18 protein-coding genes and 1 pseudogene are annotated in these 18758 nt (G+C 63.5%); 11 read left to right on the top strand and 8 right to left on the bottom strand.

Features of this window, described 5'->3' with window-relative positions:
- Positions 1–21: 21 nt before the first annotated feature.
- From nirB to KHU30_RS13745, 4 genes are read left to right on the top strand one after another with little or no spacing between them, the layout of a single operon-like run.
- On the top strand, positions 22–2601 hold the full coding sequence (gene nirB, locus KHU30_RS13760) for a nitrite reductase large subunit NirB (protein ID WP_211443162.1): 2580 nt from the start codon (positions 22–24) through the stop codon (positions 2599–2601).
- A 10-nt stretch (positions 2602–2611) separates the two neighbouring features.
- Positions 2612–2959, top strand: a complete 348-nt coding sequence (gene nirD, locus KHU30_RS13755) for a nitrite reductase small subunit NirD (RefSeq protein WP_211443161.1) — start codon at positions 2612–2614, stop codon at positions 2957–2959.
- Complete coding sequence (locus KHU30_RS13750; RefSeq protein WP_211443160.1) at positions 2956–4227, top strand: NAD(P)/FAD-dependent oxidoreductase; 1272 nt, start codon at positions 2956–2958, stop codon at positions 4225–4227. Before nirD ends, KHU30_RS13750 begins: the two co-directional genes overlap by 4 nt.
- 12 nt (positions 4228–4239) lie before the next feature.
- The gene (locus KHU30_RS13745) at positions 4240–7002 is read left to right on the top strand and encodes a nitrate reductase (RefSeq protein ID WP_211443159.1); all 2763 of its coding nucleotides are present in this window, start codon (positions 4240–4242) and stop codon (positions 7000–7002) included.
- A 10-nt stretch (positions 7003–7012) separates the two neighbouring features.
- On the opposite strand, the gene KHU30_RS13740 is transcribed toward KHU30_RS13745, so the two are convergent.
- Together KHU30_RS13740 and KHU30_RS13735 are read right to left on the bottom strand one after the other, a co-directional pair.
- Complete coding sequence (locus KHU30_RS13740; protein ID WP_211443158.1) at positions 7013–8194, bottom strand: MFS transporter; 1182 nt, start codon at positions 8192–8194, stop codon at positions 7013–7015.
- Positions 8195–8274: 80 nt separating this feature from the next.
- Entirely contained in the window at positions 8275–9189 is a 915-nt protein-coding gene (locus tag KHU30_RS13735; RefSeq protein ID WP_211443157.1) for a LysR family transcriptional regulator, read from the bottom strand.
- 106 nt (positions 9190–9295) lie between these two features.
- Between KHU30_RS13735 and KHU30_RS13730 the strand changes: the two genes are divergently transcribed.
- Positions 9296–9775: a nuclear transport factor 2 family protein gene (locus tag KHU30_RS13730; RefSeq protein WP_211443156.1), complete on the top strand. Its 480-nt coding sequence runs from the start codon at positions 9296–9298 to the stop codon at positions 9773–9775.
- A gap of 33 nt (positions 9776–9808) precedes the next feature.
- Here KHU30_RS13730 and KHU30_RS13725 read toward each other — a convergent pair whose 3' ends face one another.
- Positions 9809–10114 (bottom strand): DUF2471 family protein, encoded by a 306-nt coding sequence (locus KHU30_RS13725; protein ID WP_211443155.1) that lies wholly within the window; start codon positions 10112–10114, stop codon positions 9809–9811.
- A 192-nt stretch (positions 10115–10306) separates the two neighbouring features.
- On the opposite strand from KHU30_RS13725, the gene vapB reads away from it, so the two are divergent.
- The 3 genes from vapB to KHU30_RS13710 all read left to right on the top strand — a co-directional run bounded on the left by vapB (position 10307) and on the right by KHU30_RS13710 (position 13112).
- Positions 10307–10543, top strand: coding sequence for a type II toxin-antitoxin system VapB family antitoxin (vapB, locus tag KHU30_RS13720; protein ID WP_211443154.1), 237 nt, complete (start codon positions 10307–10309; stop codon positions 10541–10543).
- Positions 10543–10953 carry a type II toxin-antitoxin system VapC family toxin gene (locus tag KHU30_RS13715; RefSeq protein ID WP_211443153.1) on the top strand — a complete coding sequence of 137 codons (411 nt, stop codon included), beginning with the start codon at positions 10543–10545 and terminating at the stop codon, positions 10951–10953. Before vapB ends, KHU30_RS13715 begins: the two co-directional genes overlap by 1 nt.
- A 104-nt stretch (positions 10954–11057) precedes the next feature.
- On the top strand, positions 11058–13112 hold the full coding sequence (locus tag KHU30_RS13710; protein ID WP_230427366.1) for a M3 family metallopeptidase: 2055 nt from the start codon (positions 11058–11060) through the stop codon (positions 13110–13112).
- Between the two features lie 66 nt (positions 13113–13178).
- On the opposite strand, the gene KHU30_RS13705 is transcribed toward KHU30_RS13710, so the two are convergent.
- Positions 13179–14117 (bottom strand): S1/P1 nuclease, encoded by a 939-nt coding sequence (locus tag KHU30_RS13705; protein ID WP_211443151.1) that lies wholly within the window; start codon positions 14115–14117, stop codon positions 13179–13181.
- A 222-nt stretch (positions 14118–14339) separates the two neighbouring features.
- Between KHU30_RS13705 and KHU30_RS25845 the strand changes: the two are divergent.
- Together KHU30_RS25845 and KHU30_RS13695 are read left to right on the top strand one after the other, a co-directional pair.
- Positions 14340–14480 (top strand): annotated as a pseudogene (locus KHU30_RS25845) (epoxyqueuosine reductase QueH); the annotation flags it as partial.
- A complete protein-coding gene (locus KHU30_RS13695; RefSeq protein WP_211443150.1) occupies positions 14477–14686 on the top strand; it encodes a hypothetical protein in 210 nt (69 codons plus the stop codon). The pseudogene KHU30_RS25845 and the gene KHU30_RS13695, both read left to right, overlap by 4 nt.
- A gap of 56 nt (positions 14687–14742) precedes the next feature.
- On the opposite strand, the gene KHU30_RS13690 is transcribed toward KHU30_RS13695, so the two are convergent.
- Both KHU30_RS13690 and KHU30_RS13685 read right to left on the bottom strand, forming a co-directional pair.
- Positions 14743–16131, bottom strand: a complete 1389-nt coding sequence (locus KHU30_RS13690; protein ID WP_211443149.1) for a sensor histidine kinase — start codon at positions 16129–16131, stop codon at positions 14743–14745.
- A complete protein-coding gene (locus KHU30_RS13685; RefSeq protein WP_098494855.1) occupies positions 16128–16811 on the bottom strand; it encodes a response regulator in 684 nt (227 codons plus the stop codon). Before KHU30_RS13685 ends, KHU30_RS13690 begins: the two co-directional genes overlap by 4 nt.
- A 169-nt stretch (positions 16812–16980) precedes the next feature.
- Between KHU30_RS13685 and KHU30_RS13680 the strand changes: the two genes are divergently transcribed.
- The gene (locus KHU30_RS13680) at positions 16981–17277 is read left to right on the top strand and encodes a hypothetical protein (protein ID WP_211443148.1); all 297 of its coding nucleotides are present in this window, start codon (positions 16981–16983) and stop codon (positions 17275–17277) included.
- Positions 17278–17315: 38 nt separating this feature from the next.
- Here the strand turns inward: KHU30_RS13680 and KHU30_RS13675 are convergent, their stop codons facing one another.
- Positions 17316–18074 carry a molybdopterin-dependent oxidoreductase gene (locus tag KHU30_RS13675; protein ID WP_211443147.1) on the bottom strand — a complete coding sequence of 253 codons (759 nt, stop codon included), beginning with the start codon at positions 18072–18074 and terminating at the stop codon, positions 17316–17318.
- Positions 18071–18721 carry a cytochrome b/b6 domain-containing protein gene (locus KHU30_RS13670; RefSeq protein ID WP_211443146.1) on the bottom strand — a complete coding sequence of 217 codons (651 nt, stop codon included), beginning with the start codon at positions 18719–18721 and terminating at the stop codon, positions 18071–18073. Before KHU30_RS13670 ends, KHU30_RS13675 begins: the two co-directional genes overlap by 4 nt.
- Positions 18722–18758: the final 37 nt, after the last annotated feature.

Genomic DNA, 18758 nt, shown 5'->3' with positions numbered 1-18758 from the left:
ACGCAAATTCGGGACAAACACATGAAAATCATCGTCATCGGCCACGGCATGGTTGGCCACAAATTCCTCGAATGCCTGGCGGAAAGCAATCTGCCCGGCATGGAAGTCACGGTATTGTGCGAAGAGCCGCGTCCGGCCTACGACCGCGTTCATCTGTCGGAATTCTTTGCCGGCAAAACGGCGCAGGATTTGTCGCTGGTGGAACCGGGTTTCTTTGAGCGCACGGCGATCCGGCTCAAGCTCAACGCCAAGGCGCAAATGATCGACTGCGCCGCCAAGACCGTTGCCTTCAATCTCGACGGCGTCAGCGAAACGCTGCCTTACGACAAGCTGGTGATCGCCACCGGCTCCTATCCCTTCGTGCCGACCCTGGCCGGCAACCAGCGCAAGGATTGCTTCGTCTACCGCACCATCGAAGACCTGGAAGCGATGCAGGAATGCGGCAAGCGCTCCAGGAGCGGAGTGGTGATCGGCGGCGGCCTGCTCGGGCTGGAATGCGCCAAGGCCCTGCGCGACATGCAGCTGGAGACTCACGTGGTGGAATTCGCCGCGCGCCTGATGGCGGTGCAAGTGGACGAAAGCGGCGGCCGCATCCTGCGCCAGAAAATCGAAGAACTGGGCGTCACCGCGCATACGCAAAAGAACACGCTGGAAATCGTCGACGGCAAGAACGGCACGCATCGCATGAATTTCGACGACGGCAGCCACCTGGATACCGACATGATCGTGTTCTCGGCCGGCATCCGGCCGCGCGACGAGCTGGCGCGCGACAGCGGCCTGAAAGTGGGCGAGCGCGGCGGCATCGTCATCGACAACAGCTGCCGCAGCTCCGATCCGGACATTTACGCGATCGGCGAGTGCGCGCTGTGGAACGGCCGTATATTCGGCCTGGTGGCGCCTGGCTACGACATGGCGCGCATCGCCGCCAGGCAGATCGCGGCGGAATTCTCCGCCGGCGCCGGCACGGACGCCGGCCCTGCCGTGCCGGAATTTACCGGCGCCGACATGAGCACCAAGCTCAAGCTGATGGGCGTGGACGTCGCCAGCATCGGCGATCCGCACGGCAAGGAAGCCGGCAGCCGCTCCTATCAATTCACTGACGAACGCAAGCAGATCTACAAGAAAATCGTGGTGTCCGAATGCGGCAAGTATCTGCTGGGCGGCGTGATGGTGGGCGATGCCAGCGAATACGGCACCTTGCTGCAGATGATGCTCAACCGCATCGAGCTGCCGGCGTCGCCGGAGTTCCTGATCCTGCCGCAGGCCGACGGCCAGGCGAGGGTGGGACTGGGCGTCGACGCCTTGCCGGAATCGGCGCAGATCTGTTCCTGCAACGATGTCTCCAAAGGCGCGCTGTGCGCCGCTGTCGGCGCCGGCGCCACCAGCATCGGCGCGCTGAAAAGCTGCACCAAGGCCGGTACGTCCTGCGGCGGCTGCGTGCCGCTGGTGACGCAGATCATGAAGGCCGAAATGAAGAAGCAGGGCATGGCTGTCAACAACCATGTCTGCGAGCATTTTCCCTACTCGCGCCAGGAGCTGTTTCATCTGGTGAAGGTCGGCCAGATCAAGACTTTCTCCGCCTTGCTGGAACAGCACGGCAAGGGCCTCGGCTGCGATGTCTGCAAGCCGGTCGCGGCCAGCATCCTGGCATCGTGCTGGAACGACTTCGTGCTGAAGAAGGAGCACGCCAGCCTGCAGGATTCCAACGACTACTTCCTGGGCAATATCCAGAAGGACGGCACTTACTCGGTGGTGCCGCGCATGGCCGGCGGCGAGGTCACACCGGACGGCCTGATCGCGGTCGGCCAGGTCGCCAAGAAATACGGCTTGTACACCAAGATCACCGGCGGCCAGCGGGTCGACCTGTTCGGCGCCCGCGTCGAGCAGCTGCCGCTGATCTGGGAAGAACTGATCGCGGCCGGCTTCGAATCCGGCCACGCCTACGGCAAATCGCTGCGCACCGTCAAATCCTGCGTCGGGTCGACCTGGTGCCGCTACGGCCTGGACGACAGCGTCGGCCTGGCGATCGCATTGGAGAATCGTTACAAGGGTTTGCGCGCGCCGCACAAGATCAAGTTCGGCGTCTCCGGCTGCACCCGCGAATGCGCCGAAGCGCAGGGCAAGGATGTCGGCATCATCGCCACCGAGAAAGGCTGGAACCTGTACGTCTGCGGCAACGGCGGCATGAAGCCGCGCCACGCGGAACTGCTGGCGGCTGATCTCGACAGAGAGATGCTGGTCAAGATGATCGACCGCTTCCTGATGTTCTACATCCGCACCGCCGACCGCCTGCAGCGCACCAGCGTCTGGCGCGACAACCTCGAAGGCGGCCTGGACTATCTGAAACAGGTCGTGGTGGAAGACAAGCTGAACATCGCCGCCGAACTGGAAGCCGACATGCAGCATGTGGTCGATACCTACGAGTGCGAATGGAAGAAAGCCGTCACCGACCAGGAAACCCGCAAGCGTTTCCAGCATTTCGTCAACAGCGGCGAGGCCGACGGCAACGTGGTGTTCGTGCCGGAGCGCGGCCAGATCCGTCCGGCCACGGTGGAGGAACGCAAGCGCATCAATATCCCGGTCGTGGTTGAAACTGTTTAAAGGAACTGACATGCACAATGACCAGCTAGGCCAGCACTGGATTGAAGTTTGCGCACTCGAGCAGATCGTGCCGAACACCGGCGTCTGCGCGCTGATCAATGGCGAACAGGTCGCGGTGTTCCACGTCATCGACGGCGAGCAGCGCGTCTTCGCCATCGGCAATTACGATCCGAATGCGCAGGCGGCGGTGCTGTCGCGCGGACTGGTCGGCAGCCTGGGAGAGCGCATCGTGGTCGCTTCGCCGATCTACAAGCAGCACTTCGACCTGCAGACCGGCGAGTGCCTGGAAGCGCTGGAGAATTCGGTGCCGGCTTATCCGGCCCGCATCGCCGGCGGCAAGGTCTGGGTCGGCGCATGAGCAAGAAAGAGACCACTGCGGCGGCAACCGCCGCGCCGCCGGCCAAAAAGCCGTCGCTGGTGGTGATCGGCAACGGCATGGCCGGCATGCGCACGGTCGAGGAACTGCTCAAGCTGGCGCCGGAGCTGTACGACATCACTGTGTTCGGCGCTGAGCCGCACGGCAATTACAACCGCATCCTGCTGTCGCCGCTGCTGGCGGGTGACAAGAGCATGGACGATATCATGCTCAATCCGCGCGAATGGTATGCCGAGAACGGCATCACCCTGCATGCCGGCGATCCGGTGACGGGCATAGACCGCCAGCGCCGCATCGTGCGTTCGCGCGCCGGCGTCGAGCTGCGCTACGACCGCCTGCTGCTGGCGACCGGTTCCAAGCCTTTCATCATCCCGGTGCCTGGCCATCAGCTGCCGGGCGTGATCGCCTTCCGCGATATCCAGGATGTCGAAACCATGCTGGCGGCGGCGCGCAATCATCGCCATGCGGTGGTGATCGGCGGCGGCCTGCTGGGGCTGGAAGCCGCCAATGGCCTGATGCGACAAGGCATGGATGTGACCGTGGTGCATGTCATGGACAGCCTGATGGAAAGGCAGCTGGACAAGTCCGCCGCAGTGCTGCTGAAGAAGGCGCTGGAACAGAAAGGATTGCGCTTTTTATTGAACGCTCAGACGGCCGAGATCCTTGGCGACCGGCAGGCAACGGCAGTGCGGGCGGTGCGCTTCAAGGACGGCAGCGAGATCCCGGCCGACCTGGTGGTGATGACCGCCGGCGTCCGCCCGAATATCGAACTGGCGCGGCAAGCCGGCTTGCATTGCGATCGCGCGGTCGTGGTCGACGATACCCTGCAGACTTACGATCCGCGCATCTATGCCGTGGGCGAGTGCGTGCAGCACCGCATGGCGACTTTCGGCCTGGTGGCGCCGATCTGGGACCAGGCGCGCGTGTGCGGCGCCCACCTGGCCGGCGCCGGCCACAGGCGTTACGTGCAGCAGGCCACCGCCACCAAGCTCAAGGTCACCGGCGTCGACCTGTATTCCGCCGGCGACTTCATCGGCAGCGAGGGCAGCGAAGACCTGGTGCTGCGCGACCCGCGCCGCGGCATCTACAAGCGGCTGGTGATCAGCGGCCCGCATATCGTCGGCGCGGTGCTGTATGGCGACGTCAAGGACGGCCCCTGGTATTTCGAGATGATCCAGAACAAGACCGATATTTCCGCCCTGCGCAGCCAGCTGTTGTTCGGCCAGGCGCTGTGCGCCCAGGCGGCCTGAAGCGGAGACGGCATGAATCAAGTTTCGACCTTGCCATTGCAGCCGGCCGCCAAGCTGGCCGGCACGCTGACTACCTGCCCGTATTGCGGCGTCGGCTGCGGCGTCCGCGCCACCGTCAACGGCGACGGCCAGGTCGATATCGCCGGCGATGAAACGCATGCCTCGAACCTGGGCCGGCTATGCGTCAAAGGCTCGGCGCTGGGCGAGACGGTGGCGCTGGACGGGCGCTTGCTGTATCCGCAGATGCGCAGCGCCGATCAGCAATCCATGCAACGGGCTTCCTGGGATGACGCGCTCGACAAGGTGGCGCACGGTTTCCGCAGCATCATCGAGCAGCATGGCCCTGATTCCGTGGCGCTGTACGTCTCGGGCCAGCTGCTGACGGAAGACTACTACGTCGCCAACAAGCTGATGAAGGGCTATATCGGCAGCGCCAATATCGATACCAATTCGCGGCTGTGCATGTCGTCCGCCGTGGCCGGCCACAAGCGTGCCTTCGGCGCCGACCTGGTGCCGGTGTGCTATGAAGACCTGGAACTGGCCGACCTGGTGGTGCTGGTCGGATCGAACACCGCCTGGTGCCATCCTATCCTGTTCCAGCGCATCGCCAAAATCAGGGAAACGCGGCCGCAGATGAAGCTGGTGGTGATCGATCCGCGCCGCACCGCCACCTGCGAACTGGCCGACCTGCATCTGCCGCTGAAGGCCGGCAGCGATGTCTGGCTGTTCAATGGCTTGCTCAGCTTCCTGGCGCGCAACGGCGCCGCGGATCAGGGTTTCGTAGAGGAGCACACCAACGGCATGGCTGCCGCGCTGGAAGCGGCTGAGGCCGATTGTGCCGACCTCACCGCGGTGGCGAAAATCTGCAAGCTCGATCTGCAAGACCTGCTGACCTTCTATCAATGGTTTGCCGATAATGAAAAGGTCGTCAGCGCCTTCTCGCAAGGGGTCAATCAATCTTCCTCCGGCACCGACAAGGTCAACAGCATCATCAATTGCCATCTGCTGACGGGGCGCATAGGCAAGCCCGGCATGGGCCCGTTCTCGATCACCGGCCAGCCCAACGCCATGGGCGGGCGCGAAGTCGGCGGCCTGGCCAACATGCTGGCGGCGCACATGGAGCTGGACAACCCGCAGCATCGCGCGACCGTGCAGACCTACTGGCAATCGCCGCAGATGGCTGAGCGGCCCGGCCTCAAAGCGGTGGACCTGTTCCAGGCGATCGAAGCCGGACGCGTCAAGGCGGTCTGGATCATGGCCACCAATCCGGTGGTCAGCCTGCCGGACGCCGACCAGGTCCAGCGCGCCCTGAAAAAATGCGAACTGGTGGTGATCTCCGACATCATCGAAAAGACCGACACCAATGCCTTTGCCCATGTCTTGCTGCCGGCCCTTGGCTGGGGCGAGAAGGATGGCACGGTGACCAGCTCGGAACGCCGCATCTCGCGCCAGCGCGCCTTCCTGCCGGCGCCGGGCGAAGCGCGCGCCGACTGGCGCATCATTTGCCAGGTGGCGCAGCGCATGGGCTATGACGGTTTCGATTTCAGTTCGGCGCACCAGGTATTCGACGAGCACGCCGGCCTTAGCGCCTACCGTAATGGCGGTAACGGCGGCGCCGACGGCGATGGCCCGCATCGCGTGTTCAACCTGGGCGGCCTGCGCGGCATGGATCGGGCGCAGTTCGATGCAATGCAGCCGGTGCAATGGCCATTGCCGGCCGATGCGGCCGGTGAAAGGCAAGGCACGGCGCGCTTGTTTGCAGATGGCCGCTTCGCCCATGCCGACGGCCGGGCGCGTTTCATCGCTACTACGCCGCGGGCGCCACGCCATGCGGTCGACGGCGACTACCCGCTCAGCCTCAACACCGGCCGCGTGCGCGACCAGTGGCATACCATGACGCGCACCGGCAAGTCGCCCAGGCTGGCCGACCACGTGCCGGAATCCTTCATCGACATGCATCCGCAGGATGCCTTGCTGTACGGCGTGCGCGAAGGCATGCTGGCGCGCGTGAGCAGCCAGTGGGGCGAGATGGTGGCCAAGGTGCGGCACGGCGGCGGCATCGCCCGCGGCAGCCTGTTCGTGCCTATCCATTGGAACCGGCAGTCGGCTTCGGATGCGCGGGTGGGAGCGCTGGTCAATCCGGTGGTCGATCCGGTTTCCGGCGAGCCGGAATTCAAGCACACGCCGGTGCGGGTCGAGGAATTCGCGGTGGCCTGGTATGGCTTCGTGCTGAGCCGCGCGCAGCCGGTGCTGGACGATGTCACGCACTGGACGCGGATCCAGGGGCGCAGCTTTCACCGTTACGAGCTGGCCGGGCGCAGCCCGATCGCCGATCATGGCGCCTGGGCCGCCAGGCTGCTGGGAGTCGATGCTGCCGACGCCGACTGGCTGGAGTACCAGGATGGCAGCGCCGGCATCTATCGCGCCGTGCATGTGGTGGACGACCGCATCGATGCTTGCGTGTTCCTGTCGCCGCGCCCGGACCTGCCCTCGCGCGCGTGGCTGGCCAGCCTGTTCCTAAAGGAACGGCTGGAAGAAGCCGACCGCGTCGGCTTGCTGATCGGCCAGCCCATCGCCAAGGGCGCCGATACCGGGCCGACCGTGTGTTCCTGTTTTTCGGTCGGCCGCAACACCATTTGCGATGCGGTGCGCAAGCAGGGCCTGACGACCGTGGCGCAGGTCACCGGCTGCCTGAAGGCGGGCGGCAATTGCGGTTCCTGCGTCCCTGAGATCAAGAAGCTGCTGACGGAAATGCTGCAGGAAGAAGTTTCATGAGCTACGCGGCTTAACTCGCCTTGCGGCTTTCTGCAAACAGCCAGACGGCCAGGCCGAGCGCGCTTAATCCCGCCCCCGTCATCGACACTCCGAACCAGCCGGCATAGCCGTACATCGCGGTCGACAGCAGCGAGCCGCAGGCGCCGCCGATGAAGTAGCAGGTCATGTAGCCGGCGGTCAGGCGGTTGCGGGAATCCGGATGCAGGTGGTTGATCACGCTCAGGTTGGTGACGTGGACCGCCTGCACCATCAGGTCCAGCAGCAGGATGCCGAACAGCAGTCCGATCAGCGAGCTTTTGGCGAACACCAGCGGCAGCCAGGACAGCAGCAGCAGCGCCAGCCCGATGGTGGTGGAACGGCCGGCATGGCCGCGGTCGGCCAGCCGCCCGGCATGCGAGGCGGCCATGGCGCCGGCGGCGCCGACCAGGCCGAACAAGCCGATGGTGCCGTCCGAATAGTGGAAAGGTTCGGCCGCCAGCAGGAAGGAAATTGACGTCCACAGCACGCTGAAGACGGCGAAGATGATCGCCCCCAGCAGGGCGCGTATGCGCAGCACCGGCTCCGCCACGAACAAGGTCAGGATCGACGCCAGCAGCCGCGGATAGCTCAGGCTCTGGGTCGGATGATGGCGCGGCAGCGCGCGGCCAAGCGCGATGGCAGTGAGGATCATGAGCGCGGCGCCGAACCAGTACACGGTTTGCCAGCCGCCCCAGGCCGACAGATAGCCGGCCACGGTGCGCGCCAGCAGGATGCCCAGCAGCAGGCCGGTCATTACATGGCCGACCACCTTGCCGCGTTCGTGCGGCGCCGCCAGGGTCGCGGCAAACGGCACCAGCACCTGCGACACCACCGAGAACAGGCCGGTCAGGGCGGTGCCGATGAGGACGAACGCCATGCTTTGCGCGGTGGCCGTGATCAGCAGCCCGCAGGCCGACAGCAGGCTCATGATGACGATCAGTTTCTTGCGTTCCAGCATATCGGCCAGCGGCACCAGCAGCATCAGGCCGAGCGCATAGCCGAGCTGGGCCACGGTGACGATCAGGCCGGCGCTGCCGTTGGAAATGCCGAACCGGGCGGCGATGGTGTGCAGCAGCGGCTGCGCGTAATAGTTGCTGGCCACCGCAACGCCGGTGGCGACCGACATCATGATCACCAGGCTGGCGCTGAGTTTGGTGGATTGGGTTTGTGACATGTTTGAACTGCCTTGAAAATTGCAAGCCGACACTTTAGCCCTTATCGACGTCGCCTGCTGCGCTGCAGCGATTTCTGGCTTTAGCGCAGCGCCTTGTTGCTGCGCAGGCTCTCCACCAGCAGGTCGACGAAGCGCCTGACCTTGGCCGAGGCCAGCCGCCCTTCGCGGTGCAGCACATGGATAGGCACGCAGGCCGGCTGGTGTTCGGCCAGCACGATCTGCAACTGGCCGGAATCGAGATAGGGCGCGATCTGGTAGGACAGCAGCCGCGTCACGCCGAAGCCGCGCAAGGCCGCTTCGATGGCGGCGTCGTTGCTGCTGACCGTCATGCGCGGCCGGATTTTCACGTTGCTGGTCTTGCCGCCGCCGCTTTTGTGCCCGCTCGTGAAGCGCCAGTCGCTGTCGGCGGCGACGCCGGTCGACGCGATCACCGAATGCCCAGCCAATTCCTCCGGCGCGGCCGGCGCGCCGTGCGCCGCCAGATAGACAGGCGCCGCGCACACCACCCGGCTGACCTGTCCGACCTGGATCGCTTTCATGCTCGAATCGGCCAGTTCACCGATGCGGACGCCGACGTCTATGCCTTCTTCCAGCAGATTCACCACGCGGTCGACGAACAAGGCCGACACCGCCATCGCCGGAAAACGCTGCAGATAGTCGACCATGCTGGGCATCACGAACATGCGTCCGAACAGCACCGGCGCTGTCACCGTCAGCTGGCCGCGCGGCTCGGCGTTGACGCCCGCCGCCGCCTCGTCGGCTTCGTCGGCCTCGGCCATGATGCGGCGCGCGTCTTCCAAGTAGCGCAGGCCTGCATCGGTGCTGCGCACGTAGCGCGTGGTGCGGTTCAGCAGCTTGACCCCGAGCCGTTCCTCCAGCGCCAGCACGGCGCGCGTGACCGCCGGCGGCGACATCTGCAGACGGCGCGCCGCGGCGGCGAAGCTCTGTTCTTCGGCTACCGCCACGAATACGCTCATCAGATGAAACCGGTCCATGCTTGAATTCCACTTAAAGGAAGAATGAATTGCATTTTATGATTATTCTTTAATTCAGTGGAATTTTGTAAAGTAGCCTTTCTTCCACCGTTCCAGGAGCACTGCCATGAGTCAAGCTAGCGAAGCCCGTCCCCCATTTCCGCCATTCACCCGAGAAACCGCGATCCAGAAAGTGAGGATGGCGGAAGACGGCTGGAACAGCCGCGATCCGCAGCGTGTGTCGCTGGCGTATACCGTCGACACCATCTGGCGCAACCGTTCCGAATTTCCCCAGGGGCGCGAGCAGGTCGTGCAATTCCTGACGCGCAAGTGGGAGCGCGAGCTGGATTACCGTCTCATCAAGGAACTATGGGCGTTCGACGGCAACCGGATTGCGGTGCGCTTTGCCTATGAATGCCATGATGCCGCCGGCAACTGGTTCCGCTCCTACGGCAACGAGAATTGGGAGTTCGATGAACACGGCCTGATGCACCGGCGCTATGCCAGCATCAACGACCTGCCGATCAAGGAATCGGAGCGCAAGTACCACTGGGCTTTGGGTCGCCGTCCGGATGATCATCCGGGCTTGAGCGAGCTCGGTCTATAAGACGCCAGGAGGTTGCGCTCACTGCGTGAGCCGCTAGTGCGACCTTCTGAATTCCCGGTAGATCAGGGACAGCGCAATCGGCAGTGTGGTAGCGTTGCCGAAATTGACCAGGTCGTCGGTGCGCGGATAAGCCGTGGGATAGGCGCGCAGCATGTTGAGGTGGTTCAGGTCGAAGTTGCCGGACTGCTCCATGGCGCGCATCGCTTCGCTTTCAATCCGGTGCATCAGCGACCAGGTCAAGTCCGCCCCGGCGCTGCGATGAACGAGCACAATGCGGGCGATGGTTGCTTTCAATCCTTCAGTAATGGCGTCAAGTTCCGATCTTCCGACCACCTGCATAAGATTCCTCCGTACTAAATTAACTGTATATACGTACAGTATAATTCAAAATGAGAAGGGCCTTATTGTGTAAATACACATTTCCAATGAACATTTGGATATGCAAACGACATCGTGTACACACGTGTATTTACATTTTTCTGGGAGGCGTCTAATATGTATTCATCGTATTTTCCTCAAGCGCTGTTTGACATGCATACCACCAAGGTTTTCAAGAACGGCAATTCCCAGGCGATCCGGATTCCGGCCGAGTTGGCCTATGCGCGCACCGATATCGAATTTGAAATCGAACGGATCGGCGACGAATTGCGGATCCGCCCGGCGGGCCGTCCTCTGGCTGGCGTGCTCAAGAAATTTTCCAGCTTCGGCGCCGATTTCATGACCGCCGGCCGCGGCGAGCAAGAGCAGGAAGAGCGCGAGATACTCTGATGGCGCGCTACATGCTCGACACCAATATGTGCATCTACCTGATGAAAAACCAGCCGAGGCAGGTCGCTGAGCGCTTCGCCGCGTGTTTTGTCGGCGATGTCGTGATGTCGGCGATCACCTATGCGGAACTGGAATATGGCGTTGCGGCGTCGGTGAATCCGGTCCGCGAACGGCAGCATCTGGCAGCACTGGTTGAGGATATCCCGGTAGCGCCCTTCGACAGCGCCGCGGCCAGCGCTTACGGCCCGATCCGGGAGGCGACGCGCGAGCGCAGGAAAGACCATCTCGACAAACTGATCGCAGCGCATGCGGTATCGCTGGATGTGGTGCTGGTGACCAATAACGAACGGGATTTCGCCGTCTATCCGGGCGTGAAAATCGAGAACTGGATCGCTTCCGGCGCCGGCTGATACGGCTGCATGGCGCACCGGAAGCATCGAAAATATCCCCCGCGCCGAAAAAAACCACCCGGCATACAATAGCTCCCTCACCATTAGCCAGGATGCTATTCGCCATGTCAGACATTCACGCCGCCAATCCGCTGTTGCAAGACTGGAATACCCCTTACGGCTTGCCGCCTTTCGATCAGGTCAAGGCCGAACATTTCGTCCCCGCTTTTGAAGTGGCATTGCCAGCCCACCTGGCCGAGATCGATGCCATCGCCGCACAAACGGCGGCTCCCACTTTTGCCAATACGCTGGCCGCTTTCGATGAGTCGGGCCGGCTCAACAGCCGCATCAGCCTGCTGTTCGAGAACCTGACCTCGAGCGAAACCTCGCCTGCCTTGCAGGCAGTCGAAATCGAACTGGCGCCGAGGCTGGCCGCGCACAAGAATGCCATTTACCTGCATGCCGGCCTGTTTGCCCGCGTCAATGCCCTATATGCCGAGCGCGCCCGGCTGGACCTCGATCCGGTGCAGCTGCGCTTGCTGGAACGGGTGCACCTGGACTTTGTGCGCGCTGGCGCCAACCTGCCGCCGCAATCGCGCGCTCGCTACAGCGCGGTGACGGAAAGGCTGGCGGCGCTGAGCACGCAGTTTACGCAAAACGTCCTGGCCGATGAGTCAGGCTTTGTGCTGGCGCTGGAAGACGAAGCGGCGCTGGCCGGACTGCCGCCGTTCCTGCGCGCTTCGGCGCAGGCGGCGGCGCAGCAGCGCGGCCTGCCGGAAGGCAGCCATGTAATGACCCTGTCGCCCTCGCTGGCCGAGCCCTTCCTCACTTTCTCCGACCGCCGCGATCTGCGCGAAGCGGTCTGGCGCGGCCGCGTCGCCCGCGGCGCCCACGCCGGCAGCCATGACAATCGCCCGGTCGCCGCCGAGATCATGGCCTTGCGCCAGGAACAGGCGCAACTGCACGGCTATGCCACTTATGCCGATTACCAGCTGATCGACCGCATGGCCGGCAAGCCGGAAGCGGTATCCGCCCTGCTGGGCAAGGTTTGGGAACCGGCCAAGGCCAAGGCGGAAGAGGACCGTATCGCCCTGACCGAGATGGCGCGCAGCCTGGGCCAGCCGACGCCGATCGCGGCCTGGGACTGGCGCTACCTGGCCGAGAAAGTCCGGCAGGCGCGCTACGACCTGGACGACGCCGAACTGAAACCCTACTTCGCACTGGACAACATGATAGGCGCCATGTTCGACTGCGCCCATCGCCTGTTCGGCATCAGCTTTGTAGAGCAGCACGGCGTCGCCCTGCATCATGCGGACGCCCGCCTGTGGCAAGTGCGCAATCGCGAGGACGCCCTGATCGGCCTGTTCATCGGCGACAACTTCGCTCGCGCCAGCAAGCGCAGCGGCGCCTGGATGCATGTTTTCCGCAACCAATCCGGCCATGACGGCGGCACGCTGCCGATCGTCATCAATAACAACAATTTCGCCAAGGCGGCCAAGGGCGATACAGCGCTGCTGAGTTTCGACGATGTGCGTACCCTGTTCCATGAGTTCGGCCACGGCCTGCACGGCCTGCTGTCGCAGGTGAAGTACGAACGCCTGGCCGGCACCCAGGTATTGCAGGATTACGTCGAACTGCCGTCGCAGATTTTCGAGAACTGGGCGGAAGAGGAAGCGGTGCTCAAGCAGCACGCGCGGCACTACCAGACTGGCGCAGCGATGCCGTCGGCGCTGCTGGAAAAACTCAAGCGCGCGCGCCGGTTCGACCAGGCCTGGGCCACCATCATGTATGCCGGCCCGGCGCTGATCGACATGGCGCTGCATTCGCTGCCGAACGGCAGCGCGGTCGACCTGGCGGCCTTCGAAGCGCAGCAATGCGAACTGCTGGGCATCCCGCAGGACATCGGCCAGCGCCATTACCTGAGCCATTTCCAGCATCTGTTCGCCGGCTCCGACTATGCAGCCGGCTACTACGTCTACATGTGGGCCGAAGTGCTGGACGCCGATGCCTACGATGCCTTCACCGAAGCCGGCGATCCGTTCCAGCCGGCGATTGCCGAACGCTTGCAAAAGCATATCTACAGCTCGGGCAACAAGCAGGATCCGGCGCAGGCGTTCCGCGCCTTCCGCGGCCGCGATCCGAAGGTCGAGCCGATGCTGGCCAAGCGCGGATTGATCTAGCAAAGCAAAATCTGAATCCTGAGCGCCGGCGAGACCAGGCGCTCAGGATTGAGCAGCAACGACAGCTTATTTTTTCTCGCCAAATGGCGAGACGAATATCGATGCGCCGGAAACGGCATTGCCGCCCAAGGCATCATTCAGAATTTTCGCCAGGCGCACGCCGGCACGGCTCAGCTGCAAGGCAACCACGCTGGTGGCGTTGCTGACATAGCTGGCCGGCAGCTTGTACTTGCCGGTGGATCCAGGCGTCGGCAGCTTGCCGTAAGCATCGGTGCGGGCCAGGTCGAAGGCTTCCAGCGACCAGTCGCGCGGCGTCTGCTGCTGCCATTGTGCGATCTGGGCCTTGGTGATCTTGGCGATCAGCGCCGAGGCCACCTTGTTCTGGTCGGTGCCCAGCTTGTTCACGAATGCGGTATCCCAGTAAGCGTGCAGCTTGCCGGCGGCGATGCCGGTGGCGGACACCGTCTCGTCATTGCCGCCGCGGTCATGAGAGTCGCTGGAGTGCAGCGGCTGGTGCATGTCGCCGACGAAATGCAGCAAGAACTGCAGCGCCAGCAGGCGTTCGGCAGGATCGGTGTTCGGATCGCGCAATTCGAGCGCGAACTGATCGACCTTGTCGACCACGCAATCCTGCGCCACGCCGCCCGATGCCGGGGTGTTGGCGGGCAGGCTCGGATGGCCGAAGCAGGCGGCGTCGATGTCGCCGTCGCTGATCTCGGTATCGACAAAATGCCAGGCGGCGGTTTCGCGGTGCGAATTGCGGTACTTGTCGGCCCAGGTCGCTTCCGAGGCGATGTCGCCGGCGGTCAGGCCGCTGCTGTCGTTGGCCAGGATGGCGTCGACCTGCGAGCGGACGTTGTCGGTCAGGTAGTTGCTGGCGATCAGGCCGACCACCATATGTCCTTCATCACCCCAGGCCAGTGCGCTTTGGCTGGCCATCATCAAAGGCGCGGCGCAGGCCACGCTGCTTATAAACGTGAGAAACAGCTGACGATTCAGTTTCATGGAGACTCCATTCAGGAAGGGAAAGATAAAAAGTTTCTTTTTTGCACTATTTGCCGCCCGAATATATGCCGCATTTATGACCGCAGCATGTCACCGCAGCGCTACCTGCCAGTACTGACAGGTGGCTGCTCACCAGGGCTGAATGCATTCCGCTCATGCAAACTTGAGAGTTTCTCGCTTGACGCAGCCGGCCGTAAGCAAGAGACTGAGCGATTAGCGCCGCGGTCCGAGTATTTCTACCAGCAGGAGTATTGCGGCTGCGTCTACTCGCTGCGGGACAGCAACCGCTGGCGCAAGGACCAGGGCCGCGAGCGCATCAAGATTTGCGAAAAATATTACGGCCAGACGGAAGAACAGAAATGACGACCAAGCACACCGCCCGCCACTGGCTTGCCGCCGGCAGCGATGACAAGCCGGTCCAGCCGCAGGCCAGGGCCGATCTGCTGGCCGGCATGGAAAAACAGCTGGCCGAATTCATGCGCAGCGTGGCGCAGGATGAAGAAGCCTCGCCTCCGCATCTGATGCGCGGACACCATGGCTGCCCGTGCTGCAGCGAGCGCGGCGAATAAAGCCTTCGCAGCAATTGGCCCCGCCGCGGGCTTGGCTTGCATGATTCCATGGCCGGCTAGGCCAGCGGAAACCTCACCTCCACCAGCAAGCCTTGTTCGCCGCCGGCCGCATGCAGCTGGATCTGGCCGCCGTGCTGGAGCACCACCGACCTGGCAATCGCCAGGCCCAGCCCGCTGCCGCTCTGGGTCTGGTCGGGATTGCGGAAAAAGCGGTCGAATACGCGCTCGCGCAGAGCCGGTGCGATTCCCGGCCCCTGATCCGCCACGCTGAACACCACCTCGTCCCGGTCCCGGTGCAGGCCGACCGTCACGATGCCGCCTGGAGGACTGTATTTGATGGCGTTGTCGACCAGGTTGTCGATCAGCGACACCAGGCTTTCACGGTGTCCCAGGATGAAGAATTCACCTTCCGATGCCAGTTCCAGCTCGATGTGCCGCACCATGGCCAGCGCCGACAGGATCGCCAGCCGGTCCTGCACCAGCGCATCCATCGCCAGCCGGTCCAGCGCGACGCTGGCGGTAGCGTCGCTGCGCACCAGCAGCAGCAGCTGGCTGACCAGGCGGGTGGCGCGGTTGCTGCTGCTCAGTATGCCGGCCAGGAGCTGCTGTTGCTGGCTGTCGCCGGCCTGGCTTTGCAGCGCTTCCGCGTTGACGCGCATGGCGGCCAGCGGCGTGCGCAGCTCATGGGCGGCGTCGGCGATGAAGTTGCGTTCGCGCGCCACGCTGTCGCTGATGCGCAACAGCAGGCCGTTGATGCGGTCGACCATCGAACTCAGTTCCAGATGCTTGGGCTTGAAGCCCAAAGGCGCCAGGTTATGCGGACCGCGGGCGGCCACCTCGCGCGCAATCCGGCTCCAGGGGCGCAGCGCCACGCGTATCGACAGCCACGCCGGCAGCAGCAGGAACGGCAGGCTGATCAGCAAGGGCAGGGAATAATAGCCGCGCGAATTCATGTCGACCAGCATGTCCATGGCGTCTGCCGGCACGATGATGGTGACGCGCGTATCCGAGTGCGGCGATTGCAAAGTACGGGCGCGCCAGCGCACGCCGTTGGCGTAGATGGTTTCCGCATCGTCGAGGCGGCTGTTATGGATGCCGTCCGGGATGTCCTCGGACTGGTAGATCAGCCGCTCTCCCTGGCGCACCCGGATGCTGGGCGACAGTTTCGGCGTATCGCCGCCGATGCCGTAGCCTTCGCGCACCGCCAGGTCGATCATATGCAGCACCTTGAACTGGCGCTCCGGATTATCCGCCAGGTTTTCGGCAACGCCGAAGATGGCCTCGTAGGTGCGGTCCAGGTTGATCGGGCCGGGCGCCCGGCTGGTTTCGAATATGGCGTAGCCGATGAACAGGCTCCACAGCACCGTCAGCAGCAGCATCTGGGCCAGCAGCAGGCGCCGCACCAGGGTCGGCCGCAGCAGCCAGCTCCACCAGTGCAGCATCATTTGCGGATGCTGCGGGCCGGCGCCTGCAGGTCTATCACAAAGCCGACGCCACGCACGGTGCGGATATAGCCGTCGCCTATCTTGCGGCGCAGGTTAGCCATGTGCACGTCCAGGGTATTGCTGGCGTTGCCCTGGCCGCCGGGCAGCGCCAGCTCCTCCAGGATGCGGCGGGTCACCACGCGGTCGGCGCGGATCAGCAGGGTGCTGAGCAGGGCGTATTCGCTGGCGGTCAGTTCCACCGGCCGCTCCTGCACGGTGACGCGGCGGGTCGGCGCATGCAGCGAGAGGCCGCGCAAATCCAGGGTTTCGCCGTCGAAGCCGTAGCTGCGCCGGGCCAGGGCGCGCACCCGCGATAGCAGCTCGACCAGCACAAATGGCTTGACCAGGTAATCGTCGGCGCCGGTGTCCAGGCCCAGCAAGCGGTCGTTGATGGCGTCGCGGGCGCTCAGGATAATCACCGGCAGGGCGTTCTTTTCGCGCCGCAGGCGCGTCAGCAGGCTCAGGCCGTCGCCGTCCGGCAGGCCGAGGTCCAGCAGCACCAGGTCGCAGGTGTCCGACTCCAGGGCGCGCACCGCATCGGCCAGCTGGCGCACCCAGACCACGTCCATGCCCTGGTCGGAGAGGGCGATGCGCACGCCGTTGCCCAGGTCCAGGTCATCTTCAATCAGCAATATTTTCATAGCTTGGTATTTAAGCACCTTAACGTGAAGAAAAGCTGAAGCGCCCGCGTCTTCAGGAAACGTTCATGAATGACTCATGTTTTCTTCATTTCGTTCAAGGATACTGCTGGTTTGACCATTCTCATATGGCTGAGGAGTGCGCCATATCAATTTGACCAGAAAGCCGATCATGAAGAAACGCTATATCAGACCAGCCAGGTCCCGCAATTCCTACGTCATCACCAATACCCTGCTGTCCATCGGCGTGCTGCTGGCGTTGCTGGTTGTGGTCTTGCTGGCGGCTAAAAACGCCCATGCGGATGAAGTCAAGGCCGGCGCCAATGACAAGTTGCCGTTGGCAGCGGCAGCCAATGCATGCCGGCCTGTTACGCTGTCGCCCGCCGCCGGCGCCAGGGTTCCGGCCAGCGGTCTGGCCGGCCGAAGCGCGGCTTGCGCGCAGCCGCGCCGGCTGCATCTGTTTCGCTGAGGAAATGAAATGCGGTTTCAAACAGATGTTTATCGATCTTAAGACCCGCTGAACCAGTTATATCCCTGGTCTTCCCAATAGCCGCCGGGATTTTCATTGGTGACGAAAATCGCCGCGATGTGCTTGGGATTCTTGAAGCCGAGCTTGGTCGGCACCCGCAGTTTCAGCGGATAGCCGTATTCTGTCGGCAGCGGCTCCTGGCCGAAGTCCAGCGCCAGTATGGTCTGCGGATGCAGGGCGGTTGCCATGTCGATGCTGGAGTAATAACGGTCGGCGCATTTGAAGCCGACATATTTTGCCGTCGTATCCGCGCCGATATGCGCCAGAAAGGTGCGGAACGGCACGCCGCTCCACTGGCCGATGGCGCTCCAGCCTTCGATGCAGATATGCCGCGTGATCTGCGACGCCTGCGGCAGCGCCCGCAGCTGCGCCAGGTTCCAGCTGCGCTTGTCGCGCACCATGCCGGAGACTTCCAGCTTATATGTGTCGCCATCGATTTCCGGCGCCGAATCGGCGTCATAGAAAGCGTTGAACGGAAACGGCCTGGTGATCATGCTGGCCGGATAGGTCGGCGCCAGGTGATCAGGGCGGAACAGCATGCTCTGCACGCGGTCGTTCCAGCGCGACATCGCCCACAATACCTTGTCGACCTGGTCGCCATCCTGCAGGTTGCAGCCGGACAGCAGCGACAGCGCGCCCAGCGACAGGCCGGAACGCAGGAACAGGCGGCGTTGCAGCTGCACCAGTTCCGGCTGCAGTTCGCTGTTTTTCGGTAGATTTTTTTTCTTGTCGTTCATGCTTGCGGCTCCTGTTTCGGCAGATTCTTGTCGGAGCGGCGCGGCGCCCGCCCGCTCAGCATCGGCAGCAGCGTGCTCGGCACGATCAGCACCAGCGCCAGATGCACCGCCACAAATGCCACGATGCCGGCCATCGCCGCAAAGTGCACGCGCCGCGCGATGTCGTAGCCGCCGAACAGGTCGACCAGGCTATCCAGTTGCACCGGCTTCCAGATCGACAGACCGGACGCCGCTACCAGCACGCCGAGCAGCAGCACGGCGATGTACATCAGGCGTTGCACAGCGTTGTAGACGCCGGGCTGGTGCGCCAGCTTGAAGCTCAGCGCATCTTTCACGTCGCGCAGCAGGTCGCGCACCCGCAGCGGCAGGAAGTGGCGGCGGAAATGGCCGGCCAGCAGGCCGTAGCCAAGATAGACCAGGCCATTCACCGCCAGCAGCCACATCGCCGCCAGGTGCCAGGCAATCGCGCCTCCCAGCCAGCCGCCGAGGGTGGCCCAGCGCGGGAAATCGAAGCCGAACAGCGGCGAGGCGTTATAGATCGCCCAGCCGCTCATCACCATGCAGACCATGGCGAAGGCGTTGATCCAATGCGCCACCCGCACCAGCAGCGGATGAATGATGCGGCGCGGTTTGTCTGCTGTAGTCATGGACTTGCCTTGTCAAGAAGAGATGCGGGCAGCCGCG

It is taken from the genome of Collimonas humicola, from assembly GCF_018304945.1.
In the GTDB taxonomy this organism is placed as follows: Bacteria; Pseudomonadota; Gammaproteobacteria; order Burkholderiales; family Burkholderiaceae_D; genus Collimonas; species Collimonas humicola.
Note: the sequence above shows the minus strand (reverse complement) of the source record. Positions and strands in the feature narration are given on the sequence as shown.

Coding starts and splice junctions, on each gene's coding strand:
- KHU30_RS13735 (WP_211443157.1), bottom strand. CDS start 9,189: ATGGACCGGTTTCATCTGATGAGCGTATTCGTGGCGGTAGCCGAAGAA.
- KHU30_RS13750 (WP_211443160.1), top strand. CDS start 2,956: ATGAGCAAGAAAGAGACCACTGCGGCGGCAACCGCCGCGCCGCCGGCC.
- KHU30_RS13740 (WP_211443158.1), bottom strand. CDS start 8,194: ATGTCACAAACCCAATCCACCAAACTCAGCGCCAGCCTGGTGATCATG.
- KHU30_RS13715 (WP_211443153.1), top strand. CDS start 10,543: ATGGCGCGCTACATGCTCGACACCAATATGTGCATCTACCTGATGAAA.
- KHU30_RS13680 (WP_211443148.1), top strand. CDS start 16,981: ATGAAGAAACGCTATATCAGACCAGCCAGGTCCCGCAATTCCTACGTC.
- KHU30_RS13675 (WP_211443147.1), bottom strand. CDS start 18,074: ATGAACGACAAGAAAAAAAATCTACCGAAAAACAGCGAACTGCAGCCG.
- KHU30_RS13690 (WP_211443149.1), bottom strand. CDS start 16,131: ATGATGCTGCACTGGTGGAGCTGGCTGCTGCGGCCGACCCTGGTGCGG.
- KHU30_RS13730 (WP_211443156.1), top strand. CDS start 9,296: ATGAGTCAAGCTAGCGAAGCCCGTCCCCCATTTCCGCCATTCACCCGA.
- nirB (WP_211443162.1), top strand. CDS start 22: ATGAAAATCATCGTCATCGGCCACGGCATGGTTGGCCACAAATTCCTC.
- KHU30_RS13705 (WP_211443151.1), bottom strand. CDS start 14,117: ATGAAACTGAATCGTCAGCTGTTTCTCACGTTTATAAGCAGCGTGGCC.
- KHU30_RS13695 (WP_211443150.1), top strand. CDS start 14,477: ATGACGACCAAGCACACCGCCCGCCACTGGCTTGCCGCCGGCAGCGAT.
- KHU30_RS13710 (WP_230427366.1), top strand. CDS start 11,058: ATGTCAGACATTCACGCCGCCAATCCGCTGTTGCAAGACTGGAATACC.
- KHU30_RS13745 (WP_211443159.1), top strand. CDS start 4,240: ATGAATCAAGTTTCGACCTTGCCATTGCAGCCGGCCGCCAAGCTGGCC.
- KHU30_RS13670 (WP_211443146.1), bottom strand. CDS start 18,721: ATGACTACAGCAGACAAACCGCGCCGCATCATTCATCCGCTGCTGGTG.
- nirD (WP_211443161.1), top strand. CDS start 2,612: ATGCACAATGACCAGCTAGGCCAGCACTGGATTGAAGTTTGCGCACTC.
- KHU30_RS13725 (WP_211443155.1), bottom strand. CDS start 10,114: ATGCAGGTGGTCGGAAGATCGGAACTTGACGCCATTACTGAAGGATTG.
- KHU30_RS13685 (WP_098494855.1), bottom strand. CDS start 16,811: ATGAAAATATTGCTGATTGAAGATGACCTGGACCTGGGCAACGGCGTG.
- vapB (WP_211443154.1), top strand. CDS start 10,307: ATGCATACCACCAAGGTTTTCAAGAACGGCAATTCCCAGGCGATCCGG.